Annotated in this window: 14 protein-coding genes; 13 read left to right on the top strand and 1 reads right to left on the bottom strand. The window is 42.2% G+C overall.

Translation table 11 applies throughout. The annotated features are described in order from the left end of the window. Nucleotides 1-10: 10 nt before the first annotated feature. Nucleotides 11-5,005: a translocation/assembly module TamB domain-containing protein gene (locus tag JMX75_RS04625; RefSeq protein WP_201531240.1), complete on the top strand. Its 4,995-nt coding sequence runs from the start codon at nt 11-13 to the stop codon at nt 5,003-5,005. A gap of 185 nt (nt 5,006-5,190) precedes the next feature. On the opposite strand, the gene hemP is transcribed toward JMX75_RS04625, so the two are convergent. Beyond that, on the bottom strand, nt 5,191-5,355 hold the full coding sequence (hemP, locus tag JMX75_RS04630) for a hemin uptake protein HemP (protein WP_020443783.1): 165 nt from the start codon (nt 5,353-5,355) through the stop codon (nt 5,191-5,193). A 214-nt stretch (nt 5,356-5,569) separates the two neighbouring features. Between hemP and JMX75_RS04635 the strand changes: the two genes are divergently transcribed. The 12 genes from JMX75_RS04635 (at nt 5,570) to tadA (ending at nt 21,276) form a co-directional block, all read left to right on the top strand. Further along, the gene (locus JMX75_RS04635) at nt 5,570-6,652 is read left to right on the top strand and encodes an NUDIX domain-containing protein (RefSeq protein WP_201531241.1); all 1,083 of its coding nucleotides are present in this window, start codon (nt 5,570-5,572) and stop codon (nt 6,650-6,652) included. A 498-nt stretch (nt 6,653-7,150) separates the two neighbouring features. Beyond that, on the top strand, nt 7,151-8,257 hold the full coding sequence (locus JMX75_RS04640) for a lipocalin family protein (RefSeq protein ID WP_201531242.1): 1,107 nt from the start codon (nt 7,151-7,153) through the stop codon (nt 8,255-8,257). Nucleotides 8,258-8,602: 345 nt separating this feature from the next. Continuing rightward, on the top strand, nt 8,603-10,048 hold the full coding sequence (locus tag JMX75_RS04645; protein ID WP_201531243.1) for a glyceraldehyde-3-phosphate dehydrogenase: 1,446 nt from the start codon (nt 8,603-8,605) through the stop codon (nt 10,046-10,048). A gap of 280 nt (nt 10,049-10,328) precedes the next feature. Further along, nucleotides 10,329-11,546 carry an Obg family GTPase CgtA gene (cgtA, locus tag JMX75_RS04650; protein ID WP_201531244.1) on the top strand — a complete coding sequence of 406 codons (1,218 nt, stop codon included), beginning with the start codon at nt 10,329-10,331 and terminating at the stop codon, nt 11,544-11,546. Nucleotides 11,547-11,617: 71 nt separating this feature from the next. After that, the gene (proB, locus tag JMX75_RS04655) at nt 11,618-12,790 is read left to right on the top strand and encodes a glutamate 5-kinase (protein ID WP_201531245.1); all 1,173 of its coding nucleotides are present in this window, start codon (nt 11,618-11,620) and stop codon (nt 12,788-12,790) included. Between the two features lie 127 nt (nt 12,791-12,917). After that, nucleotides 12,918-14,054: a uroporphyrinogen decarboxylase gene (gene hemE, locus JMX75_RS04660; RefSeq protein WP_201531246.1), complete on the top strand. Its 1,137-nt coding sequence runs from the start codon at nt 12,918-12,920 to the stop codon at nt 14,052-14,054. Between the two features lie 92 nt (nt 14,055-14,146). Continuing rightward, nucleotides 14,147-15,214, top strand: a complete 1,068-nt coding sequence (argC, locus tag JMX75_RS04665; protein ID WP_201531247.1) for an N-acetyl-gamma-glutamyl-phosphate reductase — start codon at nt 14,147-14,149, stop codon at nt 15,212-15,214. Nucleotides 15,215-15,317: 103 nt separating this feature from the next. Beyond that, nucleotides 15,318-16,202 (top strand): hypothetical protein, encoded by an 885-nt coding sequence (locus JMX75_RS04670; protein WP_201531248.1) that lies wholly within the window; start codon nt 15,318-15,320, stop codon nt 16,200-16,202. A 127-nt stretch (nt 16,203-16,329) separates the two neighbouring features. After that, nucleotides 16,330-16,737 (top strand): ATP-dependent Clp protease adaptor ClpS, encoded by a 408-nt coding sequence (locus tag JMX75_RS04675; RefSeq protein ID WP_011514003.1) that lies wholly within the window; start codon nt 16,330-16,332, stop codon nt 16,735-16,737. Nucleotides 16,738-17,269: 532 nt separating this feature from the next. Beyond that, a complete protein-coding gene (gene clpA, locus JMX75_RS04680) occupies nt 17,270-19,807 on the top strand; it encodes an ATP-dependent Clp protease ATP-binding subunit ClpA (protein ID WP_201531249.1) in 2,538 nt (845 codons plus the stop codon). Nucleotides 19,808-19,944: 137 nt separating this feature from the next. Then, nucleotides 19,945-20,682, top strand: coding sequence for a uracil-DNA glycosylase (locus tag JMX75_RS04685; protein WP_020443774.1), 738 nt, complete (start codon nt 19,945-19,947; stop codon nt 20,680-20,682). Further along, nucleotides 20,683-21,276: a tRNA adenosine(34) deaminase TadA gene (tadA, locus tag JMX75_RS04690; protein WP_201531250.1), complete on the top strand. Its 594-nt coding sequence runs from the start codon at nt 20,683-20,685 to the stop codon at nt 21,274-21,276. Nucleotides 21,277-21,400: the final 124 nt, after the last annotated feature.

Here is a 21,400-nt window from a genome sequence, read left to right on the forward strand (position 1 = left end):
GTTGAGTGTCATGTCGACCAAAAATACCCTGCCTAATAAGCCATTAGATGAAGATCCAGCACAACGAGATGCCCGCGCCGTAAGACGTTGGTATCCGTTGTCTTTTGTGCTCAAATTGCTGGTACTGATTCTTATCGTGCTAGCGATTATGTTTGCTATCTTCTTATATGCGGCGGGTACTGAGTCAGGCACTAAGTTTATCTTAGAGAAAATCAGTGCAGAAACAGGTATTGAGTTCAAATACGGTAGCGGCAATCTGCGCGATGGTCTATGGCTCACTGATATCGATATTGTTGCCAATGAAGATCTTGAGATATTGGTAGATAAAGCTTACGTTAAAATAGGCTGGCGCGCCGTCTTTGCCAAAGAAGTACATTTGCGTGATGCGGATATACAAACCATTGAAATTATCAATAAAAAACCGCCAACAGGTGAGGCATTCGATTATAGAACCTTAAGCTTACCGGTTAATCTACGTTTTGATTATGCAAAAGTAAAAACCATCATTTATAAGCAAGTAACTCGTGACCCCATTGTTGTGCATGATATTGAAGCCCGCGATTTGACGTGGGTTGGCAGTATGGTGACGGTGGGTCGCGGTAGTTTGCAATATGGCGATATTGTTAAAGTCAGTGCATTAGAGGGTCATGCCGATTTGCAAGGCGACTATCCTTTAGATTTGAGTGCCATTGTAGAGGTCAGTGCTTTAGAAAAAGCCTATATTGATCCCTTGAATATCACCGCAACAGGCACGTTAAAGCGCACTGTTGGCAAGGTTAGTAGCCGCTACAATGATAGTGCAGTTAGTGGCGACTTTGTGGTGCAGGGATTGGATCCTGATGCACCGTTTCAAGCAAAACTTGAATGGGATGACATTCTGGTTCCTTATGCGGACAGTCAAAACATTCACTTAAAGAGTGGCATCGCGACTGCATCAGGTGTGATCTCAGAGATACGCCTACGTATCAACACTGAATTGACCGCTAAAGACATTCCTTCAGGACATTACCAAGGACGCGCTATTCTTGCCAATCGTCAGCTACGTGTTGATCGCCTAGATGCAGATGTGGCCGCTGGCAACTTGATATTGCAAGGTATCTTGGATTGGAACAGCAGCTTTGATGTAAAGATAAGAGCGAGCGGCAGTAATTTTGATGTACGTCGTGTCATTCCTAAACAATATGCGGACTTTAAAGTATATGCCCCGCAAAAGTTAAATGGTCGCTTATCCGTTCATTATCAGCATAAAAATACTGCCGGTAATATGGAAATGGATGCCGCATTACGTCAGCGTGATGGTGAGCAAGTCAATGCCAATATTGTCCGTGGAAAAACCTCAGTCAAATCTAAACAAGTCGCCCCTTTGTATATTGATGCAAAATGGCAGAACCTTGTGCGTAAAAATATCCCTAATATTGGCAACATCAATAGCCCTAGTGGGCAAGCAAAGGTGATTGTTCGCGGCTCAAATCTTTCTGTCGATGGCAAAGCCATTATTAATGAGCTGAATGCAGCGCCTAAAGGTAATTACGATGTCAGGCTTCGTAAGGCTGGCAATATCATTGATATCAACCGCCTAAACTATAAAGGCGTAGTGGGCGATTTGTCAGGGACAGGTCAGATTCAATTAGCCACTAAAAAACGTCCGCTTACTTGGCAGATTGATGCACGTACTAATGGCTTATTGCCCAAGCAATACCGCAGTGATATACCGCTTGAGCGCCTAACTGGGCGTATCATTGCCCGCGGACGATTGCTGAATATCACTAAAAACCGTGTCAAAGGTCAGCGGCATATTATTAGTTTCAATAATACCGCTTTGCAGGCGCAGTTGGATGCCACGCAAAAAGGTCGTGCTATCGGCATTACTGGTGGCGGCGATGCCAGTGTTGATATTATCGGCGGTAAGCTATCGGTCTTTGATGCGCGTTTTGATGGTCAAATTGACACGGCTGATGTACCAAAAGGTCGCTTATCAATCGATGCCGCTGGTACGCCAAATCTGATCAGTGTTCGCAAGTTAAATTATAATGGCGAAGCAGGTGCGGTCAAAGCTAAGGGTGTCATCGACCTAAGAAAGAATATCGGTTGGACGCTAGATGGGCGCTTTGATAAGTTTAATTTGGGTTATTTCTTGCCCAATAATGCCGCCATTATTACTGGTGATTTAAAAACCACTGGCGAGTGGCAAAGTCCGCCAAAGAATAATGCTAAGGCAAAAGGCGCACTGAAAAACTTCGTCGTAAACTTTGATGGTGTCTTAGACGCTGAGCAATTGCCAGCAGGTAAACTGACTATTGATGCCAGTGGTAATGCACAGCTCATTCGCATCAAGCGTTTCCGACATGTGGGCGCAGCAGGCAGTATTGATGCTAAAGGCACCGTTGATGTGCGCCAAGGTCTTACTTGGGATGTTGATGCGGTCATGGATCGCTTTAATTTAGGTTATTTCTTCAAGGACATACCGAGTACGATTACCGGCACTATTGATACTAGTGGACGTTGGAGCGATACCCAACAGATGATTAATATCAAGCAAGTGAATTTGAATGGGATGTTAAAGGGTCAACCACTTAGCGCCAAAGGCAGCTTGATAGCCAAACTACATCTACCAAAAGACTTGGCAAGCTATTTCCAACGTTTGCAGAAGCAAGATGCGCAGGCACAATATAAGCAAGTGAACGCTTTGATCGAAAGCTTAAATGCCAATAATTTGGTACTGCGTTGGGGTAATAATTACATCACCGCTAATGGTAATGCTAAGCAGCTACAAGCCAAAATCAATATCACAAGCCTTGATCAGCTCTCAGACAAGCTTGGTGGTAAAGTCTCTGGCGGTGCTACCTTGTCACAGCCAGCAGGACAAGCATTGCCGACGATTTATGTTGATTTGGTTGGTGAGCGTATTACGCTACCAGGCTTTATATTACGTCAAGGTCGTATACGCGGTAAACTGGTTAACTTGGCAAACAGTCCAAGCCAGTTTATTATCACTGCCGAAGGCTTAGAAGCGGGGGGGCAAAATTTTAAAAACTTTAATGCAACCTTTAATGGTACTGAACAAGCTCACATAGTTGATTTTGATCTGCTTAATGAGAAGCTCAGTATCTCAGCAAGGCTTAAGGGTGGCTTTAATCGAGATAAGCTCAGCTGGTCAGGTGTTATTGGCAAGGGTCAAGTTAAGTCCAAATATGCAACCTTAAACCAATTGCAGCCAGCGCAGCTGATTGTTAATTTGCCTAAGAAGCAAGGTAAAAATAGCACAGAGCTAAAAGTACAGCTGGCGGCACATTGTTGGCAGGCGACTGATCAAACAGGAAAGCTCTGCTTACGTGAAAACCTCATTGCTTCAGCTGCCAGTGGTCAAGTTGATTTGGCGATACAAAAAATAGACACCTCACTATTTTCAGCGTTTTTACCAAAAGATATCGATTGGCATGGCAAGATTAACGGTAAAGCGATTGTTGGCTGGCAACGTGGTCGTCCACCAACGATTAATACCACGCTGTATTCTGACAACGGTAAAATTGGCTTGATTCAAGATGGTGATAGCTTGCCTGTCACCTTACCTTACAAGCGTATCTCGCTCATTGCTGTATCTGTACCAAATGGTCTAAAAATACGCTCAGATATCAATACGGGTGAAGGTGCTCGTGGTTATGCAGAAGTGATCGTCGATCCATATAAGACGCCCAAACCTATATCAGGTGCGTTGGTGCTCAATGAGCTTAATTTGGCTGTTTTTAAACCTTTCTTCCCTGGTATGCGCGTGCTCGAAGGCAACATCACTATGGCAGGTGGCTTGGGCGGCACACTGGATAAGCCACAGTTTTATGGCGATGTGAAGTTAGCGAATGGTCGAATGGCGATGCTTGATTTGCCGGTCAATTTGACCAAAGTGAATGCCACTGCCAAAATCCGTGGAACTCAAGCAACGATCGATGGTAGGTTCAATAGTGGTACAGGGAAAGGGACGGTTGCTGGTACTGTCAATTGGCAGCAAAAGTTACAGGCTAAGCTGAGTATAGATGGTAAAGGTTTGATATTGACCCAGCCGCCATTATTGGTGGCGAGTGTTGACCCTGATATCGATATTATCGTGCGTCCTTCCGATCGCTACGTCAATATCACTGGGGCAGTCAGTGTGCCATCAGCGACCATTCGTCCGCCAGAGGCCAGTGAAGATATTATTACTCAGACTGAAGACGCTGTCGTACTTGATCGTCGTCTTATCGGCAATATTGATGAGGTTTTAGCTATCTCTAAACCTTGGTCAATCAATGCTGATATCGGTATCGATTTGGGTAATGACATTAACTTCCGTGGTTTTGGTGCCGTGATTCCTCTAGCAGGTGCCATTCATGTCACGCAAAGTGGTACAGGCATCATGCGTGCAAAAGGGGTGGTACAGGTCTCACGTCGTACCAATATTAATGCTTTTGGTCAAAACCTAGAGCTTAACTATGGTCAAGTGCGCTTCAACGGCGATGTGATGAAACCGAGTTTAAGTATCGAAGCGGTCAAAAATATTAATGGTAAAACAGTCGGTGTCCGTGTCAAAGGTAATACTGAAAGCCCTAATATTATCGTTTTCAATAATGCGGGGCTTACGCAGCAGCAAGCGATGAATGCCTTGGTCACGGGTCGTATTAATAATCAAAGTGCTACTCAAATCAGTGAGCAAGGCTTTAAATCTCAAGTCACCAATAACTTAGCGGCCGCTGGACTGAGCTTTGGGCTGAGCGGCACACGTAATTTGACCAATCAAATCGGTCAAGCGTTTGGTTTCCAAAGCTTAACGGTTGATGCTTCGGGCAGCAGTGAAGATACCAACGTCAATGTCACCGGTTATGTGACCCCTGACTTATATATCCGCTATGGTGTGGGCGTTTTTAATGCGCAGAACAGCTTGTCGATACGTTACCAGTTGACCCGCCGTATCTATGTAGAGGCAACGTCAGCAGCAGAAAATGCCGTGGATGTGGTTTATAGTTGGCAGTTCTAAAGATTGTACTTAGATATCTACCCTCATATTTGCTGTGATTTTGGCAGATTGGCAGATTGGCAGATTGGCAGATTGGCAGATTGGTTGACTGGAAATAACTATTTATAAATTAATCCATTATCGATATTTGATCAAATAAAAAACGCCTTTATGAAAAGGCGTTTTTTTATGAGCATTAAGAGAATTTACTTGGTTAAAATTAATCGATTATTACGTGTTAAGCGTAGGCGATATTCTTCGCCTTCATGTTCAATACGTACTTCTTTAGTCAAAGCAAACAAGTGCTGTGATTGCAAAGTAGGCAGACGGTTTTCACGGAAGTTCAAATGACGAGAGATTACAAGACTCATGGTAAATTCCTTTTGATAGCAAAGTAGCAAATATTCAAAACAATAAATACTAATAGAATATAATTTATTAACGATAATAATTATCATTTAGATTGAATAATTTTGCAAGCAAATTTATAAAATAAATAACAGCGATTATGTAAACTTATCTAACCGTTTTTTTTCATTCAAACAATTTTAGCCATCAATCTTAGTAGCATTAAAGGAAAATAGGATGACAGTTGAACAAAGTAACTCTATAAAAGACACTTCAATAACGACAGTCAATGTAGCGGTTGCCGTTATTCATTATAAGGATCAATATTTACTAGGATTTAGGGCGGCTTCTCAACACCAAGGGAACCGCTATGAGTTTGTAGGCGGAAAGATAGACGCTCATGAAACAGCAAAACAAGCACTGATACGAGAAGTTGCCGAAGAGACAGGCATCAGTATTGCTAATAATACGGCAGTTAAACTCGGTCGATTGCATCATGATTATGGTGATAAGCAGGTCTGCTTACAAGTTTACCGTATTGAAGTGACTGCACAACAATATGCACAATATAAAAACCTAAGCTATGGTCTAGAAGGTCAAAAGCTGACATGGGTAGAGAAGGCCGAGCTGCTAGCAGGACATTATGACTTGCCTGCTGCCAATAAGACAATCCTTGCATGGTTACAGCTGCCTATGCAGATAACAGTTACTTATCCATTATCGCATTTTGATGCTGCCTCTAATCCTATGGCAGCATGGTTACAGTATCATCATGAGCATATAACGGCTGGCGCTTGGGTTTATATACGGACAAAAACAGCAGGGACAGAAAACAGTATCAAGCAGCTATTACAACTACGTCCTGATATTCAAGCGATTACTCCTGACCACTTAGATATCGACAAAACAGACAATGTAGAAGCAAATAATCAAATAATAGCAAGTCATTTAACACAGACACAGCTTATGCAATGGTCAAGCGGAGTAGCTAAGGAGCCCATGTCGTACTCTGCCTTGTCTACAAGCTTGCCATTAATCGTTAGTTGTCATGATGTAGATAGCATCAATGCTGCCAATCAACTGGCGTATATTCGATTACAGCAGCAGTTGCCACCCGTTATCGGTATTTTCTTGGCACCTGTTGAGTGTACCCAAACCCATCCTGATACACCGGCATTAGGTTGGGATGCGTGGTCAAATTTAGCAAAATTAGCGGATATGCCAGTTATCGGCTTAGGTGGACTATCACCTATGATGTATAAACAAGCCGTGCTACATGGAGGCGTTGCTGTTGCTGGAATTCGCCAGTTTTTAAAATAGTTTTTGGTACTATTGTTACCCGCATTTTTATAATAATTTTGGGCATCAAGCTGCCATTTGAATACCGCTAAAACCAGAGTACGATAGGTCAAATAAAAAAATTCTCAGAGGAAAAATAGCACTAGATAAGTAATTGATTTGAATATTCTTTATCGGTTAATAAAAATGTAACTTCGCATATCTTATAAACAGAATTACTTACAAACCGTTGCGTTTTCCTACATTGCCACACTGTTTTGGTTAGGGATTTGCTATTACTATGAATCATTAATTATCGAAGGGCGCTAAATCAAGCTTTTATAGACTTACTAACTGTTAAGACTTTTAATGACTATGATGTTAAAAGTAATAGCCAATTTAACTTCCATTCATTTTTTGTTGTAGGGCCAGTGGGTGAAAATCATTTTGTGCCGCTCTTATAAATAACAATGGTATGAATAAATGCCTATAAGTAGATAGATCGCTCCTAATAATCACTGTTAATAAAATGGTATCCCTATGAAAACCAATAAGTTACCGAAGTCAGTATGGTCTGATTCTGAGGCAGCTGGTTCTCAATCACCGCATACTGACCAGCTACCTAAGTATCAGATGAATAAAGATCAGGCAACACCAGCAGGTAATATTGACCGTGCCAGTAATGACGCCAGCTATAATAATGTAGGTTTCAGTGAAGAATATTTAGAAACTCTGGCACAAGATATGTCACAACAAACCAGCTTTTTTGATTATAAATGTGTCAAAAAAACTCATGTAAGTGTACTTAACTCTAATTTAATTGATAACAGCACCTTTAACGCCAGTACAGCTGAAGTTGATTGTATTAAGACAAGTATCTTCAAAGAATTTGAGCAATCCATAGTCGAGACACCTCACATTATGTCTCCTAAAAATGCAGCAAGCGTTGCAGAGATACCAGAGCGTATATTTATGAATGGTCTTATTAAGCATACTGGAATAGCCTTAGCTATTATCATACCGTTAGCAGCATTTTCTGCTTATGCAGCGACACCGCCTATGGCTCAAGCGGTTGCTAGCAAGCACATGACCAACGCAACGGCAGAGGTGCTCACGGTTAAACCTAGCAGTATTATTCATAAATCTGCTAATACACCGACTACGGTAGATAGCGTTGATCTCAATAAATATGCTGGTACTTGGTATGAGATCGGTCGTTTGCCGATGTATTTTCAGCGCAACTGTGCCAGCGATGTGACGGCTAATTATGTTGAAAAAACTGATGGTTCAGGTATCAAAGTTATCAATCAGTGTAAGGCTGAAGATGGCTCGAACATTATTGCTGAAGGCTTAGCAAAACCTGCTGATGCGACAGGAAGCAAACTAAAAGTTACCTTTTTGCCATCGTGGATTCGTTGGTTACCGGTAGGGCGAGCTGACTATTGGGTATTGGCACGTGATCCTGATTATAAAACTGCTCTGGTTGGTACACCTGATAAAAAGTATTTATGGCTGCTGGCTCGTTCGCCAAACGTAAGCCAAGAGACTTATGCCAAATACCGTCAAATTGCCCAGCAACAGGGTTATGATTTGAAAGAATTTAAATTAACGTCGCAGAGTAAGCAGACGGTGGATTTGATTCCATAAAAGTCTGATAATGGTTTATATTGCCTTTATTTACCATGGCTCTTGTATTTAGCATTGTTTAAGTGGATTGATAATAAGGCAGCATAATATGCTGCCTTTATCGTAATAACCCGTTTTATTATGCTAAATCGGTAGTCATAAACTAGCTTGTGACTCATACAAATTTGTTATCACTAGCAAAATAAGGCGTTTTAAGCTAAAATCTAGCTTATCTACAGACTCCTATGACAATAATCGATGACAGCAGTCGTCTGTTAGCATATCTGAGTGAGTACATAGACTGTATATACCCTATTCAATAATATTTCTTCCTATTTTACTGATTCCCCAATACTGACCATAAGGATGTTTCTCGTGAGTAACGCTGATACCTTACGCCAATTACATCAAGACCATTTGAGCAACTATAACACCCAGGAGCAACAAGCGATTGAGCTCATGGGGCTATTGAACAAGCTCTACAATGAGCAAGATGTGCAAGTGACTTTATTTGGTGATACGCTAGATAGCAATTCCGTGGGTCAAATATTGGCACTGCATCAAAAAGTTGCTTTGCGTGATCAAGGTGCTCATGCGATTGATATCGCTGATACTTTAGCGATGGTTAAAGTGTTAGCAGAGAATAAAAACCTGCCAGCCGTCCGTATTGATGTTGGTCAGCTAATCGCTAATGACAGTGATATTCAATCGGCATTACAGTCTGTTGATAATACTAAAGCGGCTATCAATGGCGCAGCAGATGTGGTGCTATATGGTTTTGGTCGTATCGGTCGTATCCTAACTCGTTTATTGTTATCGCAAGCCTCAAGTGCAAAAGGCATGCAGCTAAAAGCCATCGTAGTACGGCCCGCAGCAGCAGGCGACTTGGCTAAGCGTGCGTCATTGCTAGAGCGCGATTCGATTCACGGTAGTTTTGCAGGCGGCGTGATTGTTGATGATGAAAACAATGGTTTGATCATTAATGGTCGCTTTGTACAAATTATCTATGCCAAAGACCCAAGCGAGATTGATTATACGGCTTATGGTATTAACGATGCATTGGTCATTGATAATACGGGTATCTGGAAAGATGAAGCTGGTCTTGGTAAGCATTTACAATCGACTGGTGTGAAAAAAGTGCTATTAACGGCACCTGCTGGCGGTGAGATTAAAAACGTTGTATATGGCGTAAATAATGATACGGTCGGCGATGACACTATCGTTAGTGCGGCGAGCTGTACTACTAACGCAATTACCCCGACGTTAAAAGTATTAAATGATGAATATGGTATCGAAAATGGTCACGTTGAAACCATTCACTCGTTTACCAATGATCAAAATTTAATTGATAATTATCATAAAGCGGATCGCCGTGGTCGTAGTGCGGTATTGAACATGGTTATCACCAGTACTGGTGCAGCAAAGGCAGTTGGGAAAGCGCTACCAGAGCTTAGCGGTAAATTGACGGGTAATGCCATTCGTGTACCGACACCAAACGTTAGCTTAGCGATTTTAAATCTAAATCTTAAAACAGCGCCCGCTAGTGCCGACGCGTTAAATGAATTTATGCGCAAAATTTCAAATAGTAGCCAGTGGCAAACACAAATTGCTTATACGGATTCTACAGAAGCGGTATCAACGGATTTTGTCGGTGATACACATGTAGGTATCGTTGATGCCCAAGCGACTATTTTGACCGATAATCATGCTATCGTTTATATCTGGTATGACAATGAAGTGGGTTATAGTACGCAAGTATTACGTTTGGCAACGCAAATGGCAGGTATCAGTTATGCGCAGATTCCAGCTTAATACGTTTGTATAGCAGCAATGACTCGGTCATAATGCTTTGATTCAAAGAGCAGAGCGATGGTCATTAGTTATATAAAGAAACGGATATGGTTTTAGCGGTAATATCTACAGCACCCGATAGTCCGATTGGTTATCGGGTGTTATTGTCATAAATAAAGCAATGATGTAGAGCAATATTGACGAAAGTCTGCCATTTTTTTAAAAGATAACTATAGGCAAAAGAAGCAGTCTATGACTGTCATTAAGCTTATAAACTAGAGTATAAATAAAGGAAAGTAAGATGCGATTTATTGATGAAGCCGTCGTAACGGTAAAAGCAGGTGACGGTGGTAACGGAATCGCCAGTTTTCGCCGAGAAAAATATGTCCCGCGCGGTGGTCCTGATGGTGGTGATGGTGGCAAGGGCGGCGATGTTTATGTCATTGCAGAGGATAATACCAACACCTTAGTTGATTATCGTTATACCCGTCGTCATGACGCTATGCGTGCTGAGAACGGTCATAGTAGAAACTGTTCAGGCAAAGGCTCTGATGATCTTTTCTTACCAGTGCCTATTGGTACGACGGTCGTTGATACCGAGACAGATGAAGTGTTGGGTGATTTGATTGAAATTGGTCAGACTTTACTGATTGCCAAAGGCGGCGATGGTGGTTTGGGTAATACCCATTTCAAAAGCTCTACCAACCAAGCGCCGCGTAAAGCGACGTCAGGTTTTGAAGGTGAGCTAAAAGTTCTTAAGTTTGAGCTAAAAGTAGTGGCTGATGTTGGCTTAATTGGTTTACCTAACGCAGGAAAATCGACCTTTATCCGCCAAGTCTCTGCTGCTAGACCAAAAGTAGCTGATTATCCATTTACCACGCTGGTTCCTAATCTGGGTGTGGTTGATATTGGTCGTCATCGCTCTTTTGTTATGGCCGATATTCCAGGCTTGATCGAAGGTGCCTCAGAAGGTGCTGGACTTGGTATTCGCTTTTTAAAGCATGTCGCTCGTACGCGTCGTCTGTTACACTTGGTTGATATCAAGCCTATCGATGGCAGCGACCCGGTCGAAAACGCTCGCGTTATCTTAAATGAGCTTGAGCGTTTTTCACCTGAACTGGCCAATTTGCCACAGATTTTGGTATTAAACAAAATCGATCAAGTGCCTGAAGAAGAGTTAAATGAGCTTTGTACCCATATTGTGGCAGAGCTTGGCTGGACAGGTATCGTTTTCCGTACCGCCACTCTAACAGGTGAAGGCGTTGATGCCATTAAGTACCACTTGATGAATGAGATTGAACGCGAACGCGAACGTGAAATCGAAGATCCTATCTTTGCTGATGCACAAAAAGCACGATTTGAGCGTCTAGAAGCAGAAGTTCGTCTAAATACGGAAGCTCAGCGTGAAGCGTATCGTGCTGCTCGTAAAGCGGCGCGTGAAGGTACGGATTTGTCGGATGACGATTTTGATGATAGCGATGACGATGATGATGGCGTCGAAGTATTTTACGCTCCTTAATCTGATTGGTCTTTGCACATATTTTTTAGATGTATCCCCATGATTAATTTACCATAGCAACAGGAGTTTATATGGCAGTTGGCATAGAGAACACGATAGAAGAAGCAAGGTTTGTTGAGCAAGCTCGTAACTTTGATATTCAGCGCGTTATTGTCAAGATTGGCTCATCGTTATTAACCAATAATGGTCGAGGGCTTGATCGAACTGCCATTTACGAATGGGCAAAGCAGATCGCTGAACTCCATAAGCAAGGCGTAGAGGTGCTGCTCGTATCTTCAGGTGCTGTTGCTGAAGGGGTGGTGCGTATGAATCTTGAGGAGCGTCCTAAAAAACTGGCGGCATTACAAGCTTGTGCATCTGTCGGACAGATGGGTTTGATTGAAACTTGGTGGTCAGCATTGATTCAGCACGGTATTCAAAGCTCACAGTTACTGCTGACGCATGATGATTTGTCTAACCGTAGTCGCTATCTTAATACTACTGGTGCGCTTACGCAGCTACTAGAATGGCGTGTGCTGCCGGTCATTAATGAAAATGATACCATTACTATTGATGAGATTAAGTTTGGTGACAACGATACTCTAGGTGCGATGGCAGCGGCGATGGTCAATGCCGACTTGTACATTATCTTAACTGATCAAGAAGGTGTCTTTACTGACAATCCACGCCACAACCCTAATGCCAGAATGATCCGTCAAGAGCGTGCGATGGCTGATTATTTATTTGATATTGCAGGTGATGGTGGCAAGTTGGGTCGTGGTGGTATGTTGACCAAAATTCGTGCTGGTCGTCTTGCTGCTATGGGTGGCTGTCCGACGGTGATTGTGAGTGGCGCTATTGATGATGTGATTACTCGAGTGGTATCAGGCGAAGCAGTTGGTACCTTATTGACCACCAATGATCAAGACAAAATTATTGCTCGCAAACAGTGGCTTGCCGCGCATCTGCGTATGTCAGGCTCTTTAATTGTTGATGCAGGTGCAGCAAAAGCGGTGGTCGAACATCAAAAAAGCTTATTGCCAGTTGGCGTGTCTGAAGTGCGTGGGGATTTTGATGAAGGCGATGTGGTCGAAATCGTCCATCAGGATACTGGTGAGCGTATCGCCGTTGGTCAAGTCAACTTCTCTTCTCGCGATGCCTGCCGCGTTGCTCGTGAGCGTACTGAGCAGTTCGATCGTATCCTTGGTAACAATGAAGAACGTGTCGTCATGGTACACCGTGATAACTTAGCATTGACGATGTAAAAAAATTAATATCTATAGAGCTATAAGTATCTTGATAACAAGCGCTTTGCTATTTTTTCCTTTAACGTAATTTATCCAGTGTTATATGCGCTTTGGTGACATATAGTGCTGTTTTGGAGATTTGTACATGAGTGCTTCAGACAATAATAATTCGCTTGAGCAAAAATTTGCGCCTTTGAAAAATGATAGATTGCTACGAGCACTTCGTTTTGAGCCGATCGATACCACACCTGTCTGGATGATGCGTCAAGCTGGTCGTTATTTACCAGAGTATAAAGCGACCCGTGCTGAAGCAGGTGATTTTATGAGCCTGTGTAAAGATACCGCGCGTGCGACAGAAGTCACCTTACAGCCATTACGTCGTTATGATTTAGACGCGGCTATTTTGTTCAGTGATATATTGACCATTCCTGATGCCATGGGGTTGGGTCTCTATTTCGAAGCGGGTGAAGGTCCTAAGTTCAAACATCCTATTCGCCAGCAAGCTGATTTGGATAGATTGCCTGTGCTCGATGTTAATGATTCTCTTGACTACGTAATGCGTGCGGTAACCAGTATTCGTACCGCGCTCAATGGGCAAGTGCCGTTATTTGGCTTTTCTGGTAGTCCTTGGACACTAGCCACTTATATGATTGAAGGTGGTAGCTCAAAGGATTATCGCTATACCAAAGGCTTTTTGTATAGCAATCCTGAGTTTTTACATCAGTTATTAGATAAATTAGCGACGTCAGTGATTGATTACCTCGATGCGCAAGTCATGGCAGGCGCACAGATACTACAAATATTTGATAGTTGGGGCGGCGCGCTTGGTCATCGTCAATTTATTGATTTCTCACATGCTTATAATAAGCGTATTGTCGCTGAGCTAAAGGTACGTCATCCTGAAATACCGGTAGTATTATTTACTAAAGGCGGCGGGCTATGGCTTGATGTGCAAGCAGATAGTGAAGCGGATGCGTTGGGTCTAGACTGGACAATGCCGATTGATCGTGCCCGTCAAGTTTTGACCGAAAGTCAGCGTCAGTTAACCAAGCACCATAAAAAACTACAAAGTAGCAAAGCCATTCAGGGTAATTTAGACCCAGCAACTTTGTACGGCTCTCCAGCGACTATCCGTGCTGAAGTCAATGCGATGCTCGATAGTGCTTATGCCAATGGTGAAAAGACCGGTTATGTTGCAAACCTAGGTCATGGCATTACCCAGTGGGTCAATCCTGACAATGCCAAAGTGTTTATCGATGCAGTACATGATTATAAAATCTAAAAAGTACGATTTGAGATATGTTCTTATTTATTTGACTGAGTTTATATCTCATATTTATTAAGTAATAGTAAAGTAGCAGAAAAGGATATCTTATGATTTCAGCAGCGATTGTCGGTGGGACAGGTTATACAGGTATTGAGTTGATACGTCTATTATCTGCCCATCCTAAAGTGTCTATTGATTTGTTGACCTCCCGTAGCGAAGCGGGCACTCGCGCTGATGAGATATTCCCAAGTTTACGCGGTATCTCAGATATTGTGTTTAGTGATCTAGGGGAGGAGACGCTAACGACGTTGCAAAAATGTGATGTGGTGTTTTTTGCCACGCCGCATGGCGTTGCAATGAAGCAAGCAGAGGCTTTGACTCAAGCTGGGGTAAAAGTCATTGATTTGGCGGCAGATTTTCGTTTGCAGTCATTGAGCGAGTTTGAGCACTGGTATCAACAACCACATGTTTGTCCTGAGTTATTAAAAGCTGCCGTCTACGGCTTGCCTGAAGTCAATCGCGCCAAAATTGCTGAGGCATTGGTGGTTGGCAACCCAGGTTGCTATCCGACTACAGCTATCTTGGGTTTAAAGCCGATAATTGAAGCGCAAAATAAGCAATCTAAACAGTTTATTGAATCACGCATTGTTATCGATGCCAAATCTGGTGTTTCTGGCGCTGGTCGCCAAGCCAGTCTTGCACTTAACTATGCTGAAAGCACAGACAATTTTAAAGCATACAGCGTTGAAGGTCATCGCCATTTGCCAGAGATTGAGCAAGGTGTTGCCCAGTTACTAGACAGTCAGTTTAACCATCGTATTCGTTTTTTGCCGCATCTGGTACCGATGATACGCGGTATGTTGAGCTCTATCCATATGGAGCTGACCGATGCAGGTGCTTTAGTGGATTGGCAACAGGTATTTGAGCAAAGCTATGCATCAGAACAATTTATAGATGTTATGCCAAAAGGGCTGTATCCCGATACCCGTAGTGTGCGCGCTAGCAATCGATTGCGTATTGCTGTTCATCAAGACAATGAGCGTGCCGAATTAACGGTCATTGTCGTACAAGACAATTTAGTCAAAGGGGCAGCTGGGCAAGCAGTACAAAACATGAATGTCATGTTTGGACTTGATGAGTCTCTTGGTTTAAATTTTGCGCCCATTGTTCCTTAACAAATGTTTAGTTGTGATTAAATTATCCTCATTTATGATACTAGGTATTGATTATAAATTCCGCTATAATAACTTGCCTTTCCTGTTAAGAGATACTGCCTAAATGCGTTTTAAGAGTGTACTACGCTTTTGCTCACCGCCAGCACGCCCATCGTGCCAAGACTCTGTTTCGTATAAATTGGAGCGTAGCTTACATTGTTCATCTCTAAATACTGAAACTCAGCGTAGTGTTATGAAGCATTACAGCATTGCTTGCTCGCAGCAGGGCGCTTCCACATTGGTGTTAGCGTTATTTGTGATTGCGATATTGGTGACAGCAATTGTCGCATTAGTATTTGGTCACAAACTTGGTTATCAACGTGGCTATTATTCAATGCAAAATGAAACCCAGCAAGCAGTCATTACCAGCAAAGAGTCGCTCCAAGAGCTAAAAGATTTACGCGTCAGTCATAAAATAGCGACCAATGAAGTTGCTACTTCTAAACAAGAATTAGAAATAAGTTTGGCAAACTTAAAAGAGTTACGCGAAAATCAGCAAGCCATCATGGTTGAAAATAGACAGGTAGCGCAGCTCAATGACCTCTATGCTGAGATTGTGAGTGAGAAGGGCGGCATGCCTTTACAGATACTAGGCGCAAAGATTGAGCCCTTACCTGAAAATGCCTTTGAATATGGTTTCGATATAGGTATGCTCGCAAGTGATGGTAAAGCCAAACGTTTGAATCCAACGCTGACTTTGCTTGATGATGATGATTTTGTAGAAGTGCCATTAGAACCCGTCAGCTACACTATTGAAGGCGTGACGCGTATACGTGGTCGCTTTACAATGCCAGCGGGTTTCAAGCCATTGCAAATCAAGCTAAATCTAAAAGCCGCTGGTCAAGAAGTCGAGCAGCTGTATGATTGGAAGCTTGGTGCTAAAGTTGATAATATGCCATTATCACTGTTAGATTTGCCAGACGTCGATGAAAGTCCTATTGAGCCTTAAGTCTTATTGAGCATTAGTTGTCGTAGCTGCTAGCCAGATATCTATTGTTACCCCTTATTTTTAACGATTTGATAGTCTCTTAAAGATAACCATTCATTAAACCTACTGATTCATCTGTATTCCAATTATGATAAAACAAACGATAGCAAGAGCGACGCCAATTACATCAGATTGGCACTTTCCACATATACCCATGCGTCTTGCGCAAGTGGGTGAGCCTGAAGGTGAAACAGCCCCACAGGCTGATGTATTGGTAGCAGAGCCGGAAGTCGCCAAGCCGCCTATGTATGCTGTGGTGATGTATAATGATAATTACACGCCGATGGAATTTGTCGTCTATATTTTACAATCTGAATTTCGTCATAGTATGGATTCGGCCGTTGAGATTATGTTGACGATTCATAATAGCAGCAAAGGTATTGCTGGTATTTATCCTAAAGATATTGCTGAGACCAAGGCCAAAAAAGTTAACAGTCTGGCACATCGTGAAGGCTATCCATTATTGACCCAAATCGAACCGCATCAAGGCGAGTAAAGCCTTACTCTAATTCTTGATGACGTATGTTTCTCTCAAGTTCACTATATTTTAACTATATATCTTTAATATTTTCAATAAAATATTTTCTTCTAGTGTTTTTAGAGCAAGTTTATTTAAGCACAAACTTGCTCTGCACCTCTCTTTTTTAAACTAGCTTAGACTTTCTTATATAACCGCTTTTCTCATTACTGCCTGTATTTATTCTCTTTTTACATTATTCAAATTCTTGAATTGTCTGTAGCTTTAGTACATGCGCTCTATTATTGTTGAATGAATATTATCATTGAAAAATGGTCTAGGGACACTTCGATACATTTTAGTATGTGTTAATAGATTGACTATATCTGAGTATCATGTTGAGATAAAGACAAGTGAGGATCATAGCCAAGCCATAGAAGCCATTATTTAACAGCGTCATTTAATAATACTCATATTGCCCTTGAACAATCCATCTACCGCCCTGATTTACTTACTAACTCATTCATAAAGCTATCAATTATAAAGATAGGTATAACCGTAGGAAGTCGTTATGTTAAGTCGTCATCTTGAAGTTTCTTTGCGTTTAGCAATGACACTTGCGCGCCAAAAATCGCATGAGTATCTCACTGTTGAACATCTTTTACTGGCACTCTTAGAAAATACGCACGCTGCCAACACATTGACGGCCTGTAATGCAAATGTCTCAGCACTACGTACTGAGCTTGAGGCTTATATTAATAAGCATACTCCAACGGTCGATCCTGATACTGAGCAATCCCCGCAGCCGACCCAAAGCTTCGATCGTATTCTACAACGGGCAATTTTTCATGTGCAGTCTATTGGTGGCGGTCGTTTGGTTGAAGGGTCGGATATTCTGGTGTCAATGTTTTCAGAACATGATACTTATGCGGTTTATTTGCTCAAAAAACAGGGCATCAGTCGTCTTGAGCTGACTCAGTATCTATCACATGGTCAAGATAAAGATGAGGCATCTGAGCCGCGTGCTTCTATGACGGGCGAGCGCCGTAGTAGTGCCTCAGAAAAAACCAGTAAAGATCCATTGGTTGAGTTTGCGACCAATTTAAATCAGCGTGCTGCTGAAGGTAAAACAGATCCATTGATTGGGCGAGGTCCTGAGATTGAACGCGCCGCGCAAGTTTTGTGTCGCCGCCGCAAAAATAATCCACTATTGGTCGGTGAGCCGGGTGTTGGTAAAACCTCTATTGCTGAAGGGTTGGCGTGGTTGATTATCAATGATAAAGCCCCGAAACCACTGAATGGTTGCGTGATTTATAGTCTTGATATTGGTTCATTGATTGCGGGTACTAAATATCGCGGCGATTTTGAAAAACGTATGAAATCGCTATTAGATGCATTGAAGAAAAAACCCAATGCTATCTTGTTTATTGATGAGATTCATATGATTATTGGCGCTGGCTCATCAATGAGCAGTAATATGGATGTGTCCAACCTGATTAAGCCAGCACTTGCCAATGGTGAACTGCGTTGTATCGGTTCAACCACTTTTACTGAATACCGTCAAGTGTTTGAAAAAGACCATGCCTTATCGCGTCGCTTCCAAAAAATCGACGTGAAAGAGCCAAGTGTTGATGATACGATTGATATTTTGCGTGGTCTTAAACCGCGGTACGAAGAGTTCCATAATGTTGTCTATACTGATGAAGCACTGGTTACTGCCGTTCAATTGTCAGCGAAACATATCCATGAGCGTTTTTTGCCGGATAAGGCCATTGATGTTATTGATGAGGCTGGCGCTTATAAGCGTTTAGGGGTTGTGGCTGATGCAGACGATATAGAAGCGGAAGAAAGTTTCATTGCTGATATAGAGCAAGAGTTTGATGCACAGATTGAGGCTGATATCGACGGTCTCGACAGTGATACTTATAGTGATAACGAAATGCAGGATGAGGCAGATATTGCAAAAGCCAATGATCGTGCAAAATCGTCTGTTGATAAGAAAGCAAAAGGAAAGCGCGCTCCGATAAAAATTGATGTAGCAGATATCGAAGCGATTGTTGCTAAGCTTGCACGTATTCCGCCCAAGTCAGTATCTAGTGATGATAAGAGTATTCTTCAGCATCTAGATCGCGACCTTAAGCATCTAGTATTTGGGCAAGATGAAGCGATTGCGACTCTAGCAGATGCGATTAAGCTGTCTCGTGCTGGTCTGAAAGCACCAGATAAGCCAATCGGCTCATTCATGTTTGCTGGTCCGACAGGGGTTGGTAAAACGGAAGTTTCTCGTCAATTGGCAAATCTGTTGGGTGTTGAGCTGGTGCGCTTTGATATGTCAGAGTATATGGAAGCACATACTGCCTCACGTTTGATTGGTGCGCCTCCAGGTTATGTGGGTTATGATCAAGGTGGTCTATTGACTGAAAAAATCAATCAGCATCCTCATTGTGTGTTATTGTTTGATGAGATCGAAAAAGCGCATCCGGATGTCTTCAACTTGTTATTACAAGTGATGGATCACGGTACATTGACAGATAATAATGGTCGGGTTGCTATCTTTAAGCAGGTCATTGTTATTATGACGACCAACGTCGGTGCTGAGAGTATCAGTCGATCTTCTATGGGCTTTACCCAGCAAGATCATAGCCGTGACAATACAGAATCACTCAAGCGTGTGTTTACTCCGGAATTCCGTAACCGTCTTGATGCTATTATCCAGTTTAATCCGCTTGATACCTCAGTCGTTGTATCCGTGGTTGATAAATTCTTGGTTGAGCTACAGGTACAACTTGACGATAAGCAAGTTACTTTAGAGATTGATGATGAGGTACGTGATTATCTGGCAGCTAAAGGCTATGATCGCTTAATGGGCGCACGTCCAATGCAGCGCCTGATTCAAGACGAAATCAAAAAGCCTCTGGCAAATATGATTCTATTTGGTGATTTAGTGAATGGTGGGGTTGTACATTTAACCTTGGAGCCAGAGGCATCAGATGGTGATACTGTGAAGCTTGATAAGTCGTCAGATAAAGGGTCAGCGGATAGCCGTATTATATTGACTGTTGTTGAGACTCATGAGCCACGTCCAGACTCCGAATCATTAGCCAGTTAAGTTATTTTTCGCACTATGATAAAAACGGTTACTGCGGTAACCGTTTTTTTATTGCTAATATATATGACAACGCAACCCTAATATTTTGTTAATATCAACCTTAACGCATCCTGATAACAAATAAAAAAGGATTCATCATGGAATTATTTGACGTACAACCCACAAAAACAGTCGCGCAAAAGCAAGCGATTCTCGACAATGTACGCTTGCCAGAAGATTGGAAGCAGGCGTTGTCAGAAGAATTAACTTCTGACAATATGGATAGCTTGCGAGCTTTTTTAAAAGAAGCCTATCAGTCAGAGGATGGTATTTATCCTCCAGCACAGCTGATATTTAATGCGTTTAATTTAACACCTTTATCACAGGTGAAAGTTGTTATCTTAGGGCAAGATCCTTATCATCGTCCTGGACAGGCAATGGGGCTGTCCTTTTCTGTCCCTAAAGTTATCCCAAAGCCACCGTCACTTAACAATTTATTGAAAGAGATGGCCGACGATATTGGTATCAAACCTTCAGCACATGGTGATTTAACGTATTGGGCACAGCAAGGCGTATTATTGTTAAATAGCTCTTTGACAGTAAGAGAAGGCGAACCAAACAGTCATCAAAATCAAGGCTGGGAGAAGTTCACTGATGCGGTTATTGATGTTATTAATGAGCAGACTGAACATACTGTTTTTATTTTATGGGGCAGTAAAGCTCAGAAAAAAGGCAAGTATATCAATACTGATAAACATCTGATTTTAACGGCAGTACACCCATCACCACTTGCTGCTAATCGTGGTGGTTTTTTTGGTTCTAAGCCGTTTTCAAAAACCAATGATTATCTGGTGCAATATGGTCAAACGCCTATCGACTGGCAATTACCACAGTAAATGAAAAATTTTCTAAACACTAATTTATTACCTTACCAGCTAATACATAGTCCATTTACTAATGGTAATCCGCTGATAAGTGAGCAGATTAAAACAGCTCTATTTTGGTCAGTTGAGGATATCAAGTGGATGACAGAGGCGCTAAAACTTGCCAAGCAAGGCGCTGAGAGAGAAGAGGTGCCAGTAGGAGCTGTCTTGGTACATAACCAGCATATTATTGGTCAGGGGTTTAATGAGCCGATTGGACGCTGTGATGCGACGGCTCATGCTGAAATCGTAGCGTTAAGAGATGCTTGTACACGCTTAAAGAATTATCGCTTGCCCCTAAAGACGACCTTATATGTGACTTTAGAACCCTGTACCATGTGCATGGGTGCGATGATTCATGCACGTGTAGATAGGCTAGTATATGCAGCGCATGAGCCGAGAGCAGGGATGCTTGGTAGTCAAATGAACTTGGCTGAACAGCCTTTTTATAATCATCGTATGCAAGTCGATGCAGGCTTGTGCCGTGAGCACAGCAGCCAGATGCTCAAAGATTTTTTTCGTCAGCGCAGAAAAGCGGCAAAAGCTAAGTGTAACAGCAGTGATTAACAAGATATGATTCTTGCTGCTAGTGATAGGTGGCTTTGTTTGCTATAATATCGCCCTATTTACTTGTTAATAGAGTGATTTCCTTATAATGCTTTGATAAGTAAGTGAAAAATGCTTTATTGAT

It is taken from the genome of Psychrobacter sp. LFX-11D (genome assembly GCF_904846475.1).
GTDB classification, from domain to species: domain Bacteria; phylum Pseudomonadota; class Gammaproteobacteria; order Pseudomonadales; family Moraxellaceae; genus Psychrobacter; species Psychrobacter cryohalolentis.

Coding starts and splice junctions, on each gene's coding strand:
- JMX75_RS04625 (WP_201531240.1), top strand. CDS start 11: ATGTCGACCAAAAATACCCTGCCTAATAAGCCATTAGATGAAGATCCA.
- hemP (WP_020443783.1), bottom strand. CDS start 5,355: ATGAGTCTTGTAATCTCTCGTCATTTGAACTTCCGTGAAAACCGTCTG.
- JMX75_RS04635 (WP_201531241.1), top strand. CDS start 5,570: ATGACAGTTGAACAAAGTAACTCTATAAAAGACACTTCAATAACGACA.
- JMX75_RS04640 (WP_201531242.1), top strand. CDS start 7,151: ATGAAAACCAATAAGTTACCGAAGTCAGTATGGTCTGATTCTGAGGCA.
- JMX75_RS04645 (WP_201531243.1), top strand. CDS start 8,603: ATGTTTCTCGTGAGTAACGCTGATACCTTACGCCAATTACATCAAGAC.
- cgtA (WP_201531244.1), top strand. CDS start 10,329: ATGCGATTTATTGATGAAGCCGTCGTAACGGTAAAAGCAGGTGACGGT.
- proB (WP_201531245.1), top strand. CDS start 11,618: ATGGCAGTTGGCATAGAGAACACGATAGAAGAAGCAAGGTTTGTTGAG.
- hemE (WP_201531246.1), top strand. CDS start 12,918: ATGAGTGCTTCAGACAATAATAATTCGCTTGAGCAAAAATTTGCGCCT.
- argC (WP_201531247.1), top strand. CDS start 14,147: ATGATTTCAGCAGCGATTGTCGGTGGGACAGGTTATACAGGTATTGAG.
- JMX75_RS04670 (WP_201531248.1), top strand. CDS start 15,318: ATGCGTTTTAAGAGTGTACTACGCTTTTGCTCACCGCCAGCACGCCCA.
- JMX75_RS04675 (WP_011514003.1), top strand. CDS start 16,330: ATGATAAAACAAACGATAGCAAGAGCGACGCCAATTACATCAGATTGG.
- clpA (WP_201531249.1), top strand. CDS start 17,270: ATGTTAAGTCGTCATCTTGAAGTTTCTTTGCGTTTAGCAATGACACTT.
- JMX75_RS04685 (WP_020443774.1), top strand. CDS start 19,945: ATGGAATTATTTGACGTACAACCCACAAAAACAGTCGCGCAAAAGCAA.
- tadA (WP_201531250.1), top strand. CDS start 20,683: ATGAAAAATTTTCTAAACACTAATTTATTACCTTACCAGCTAATACAT.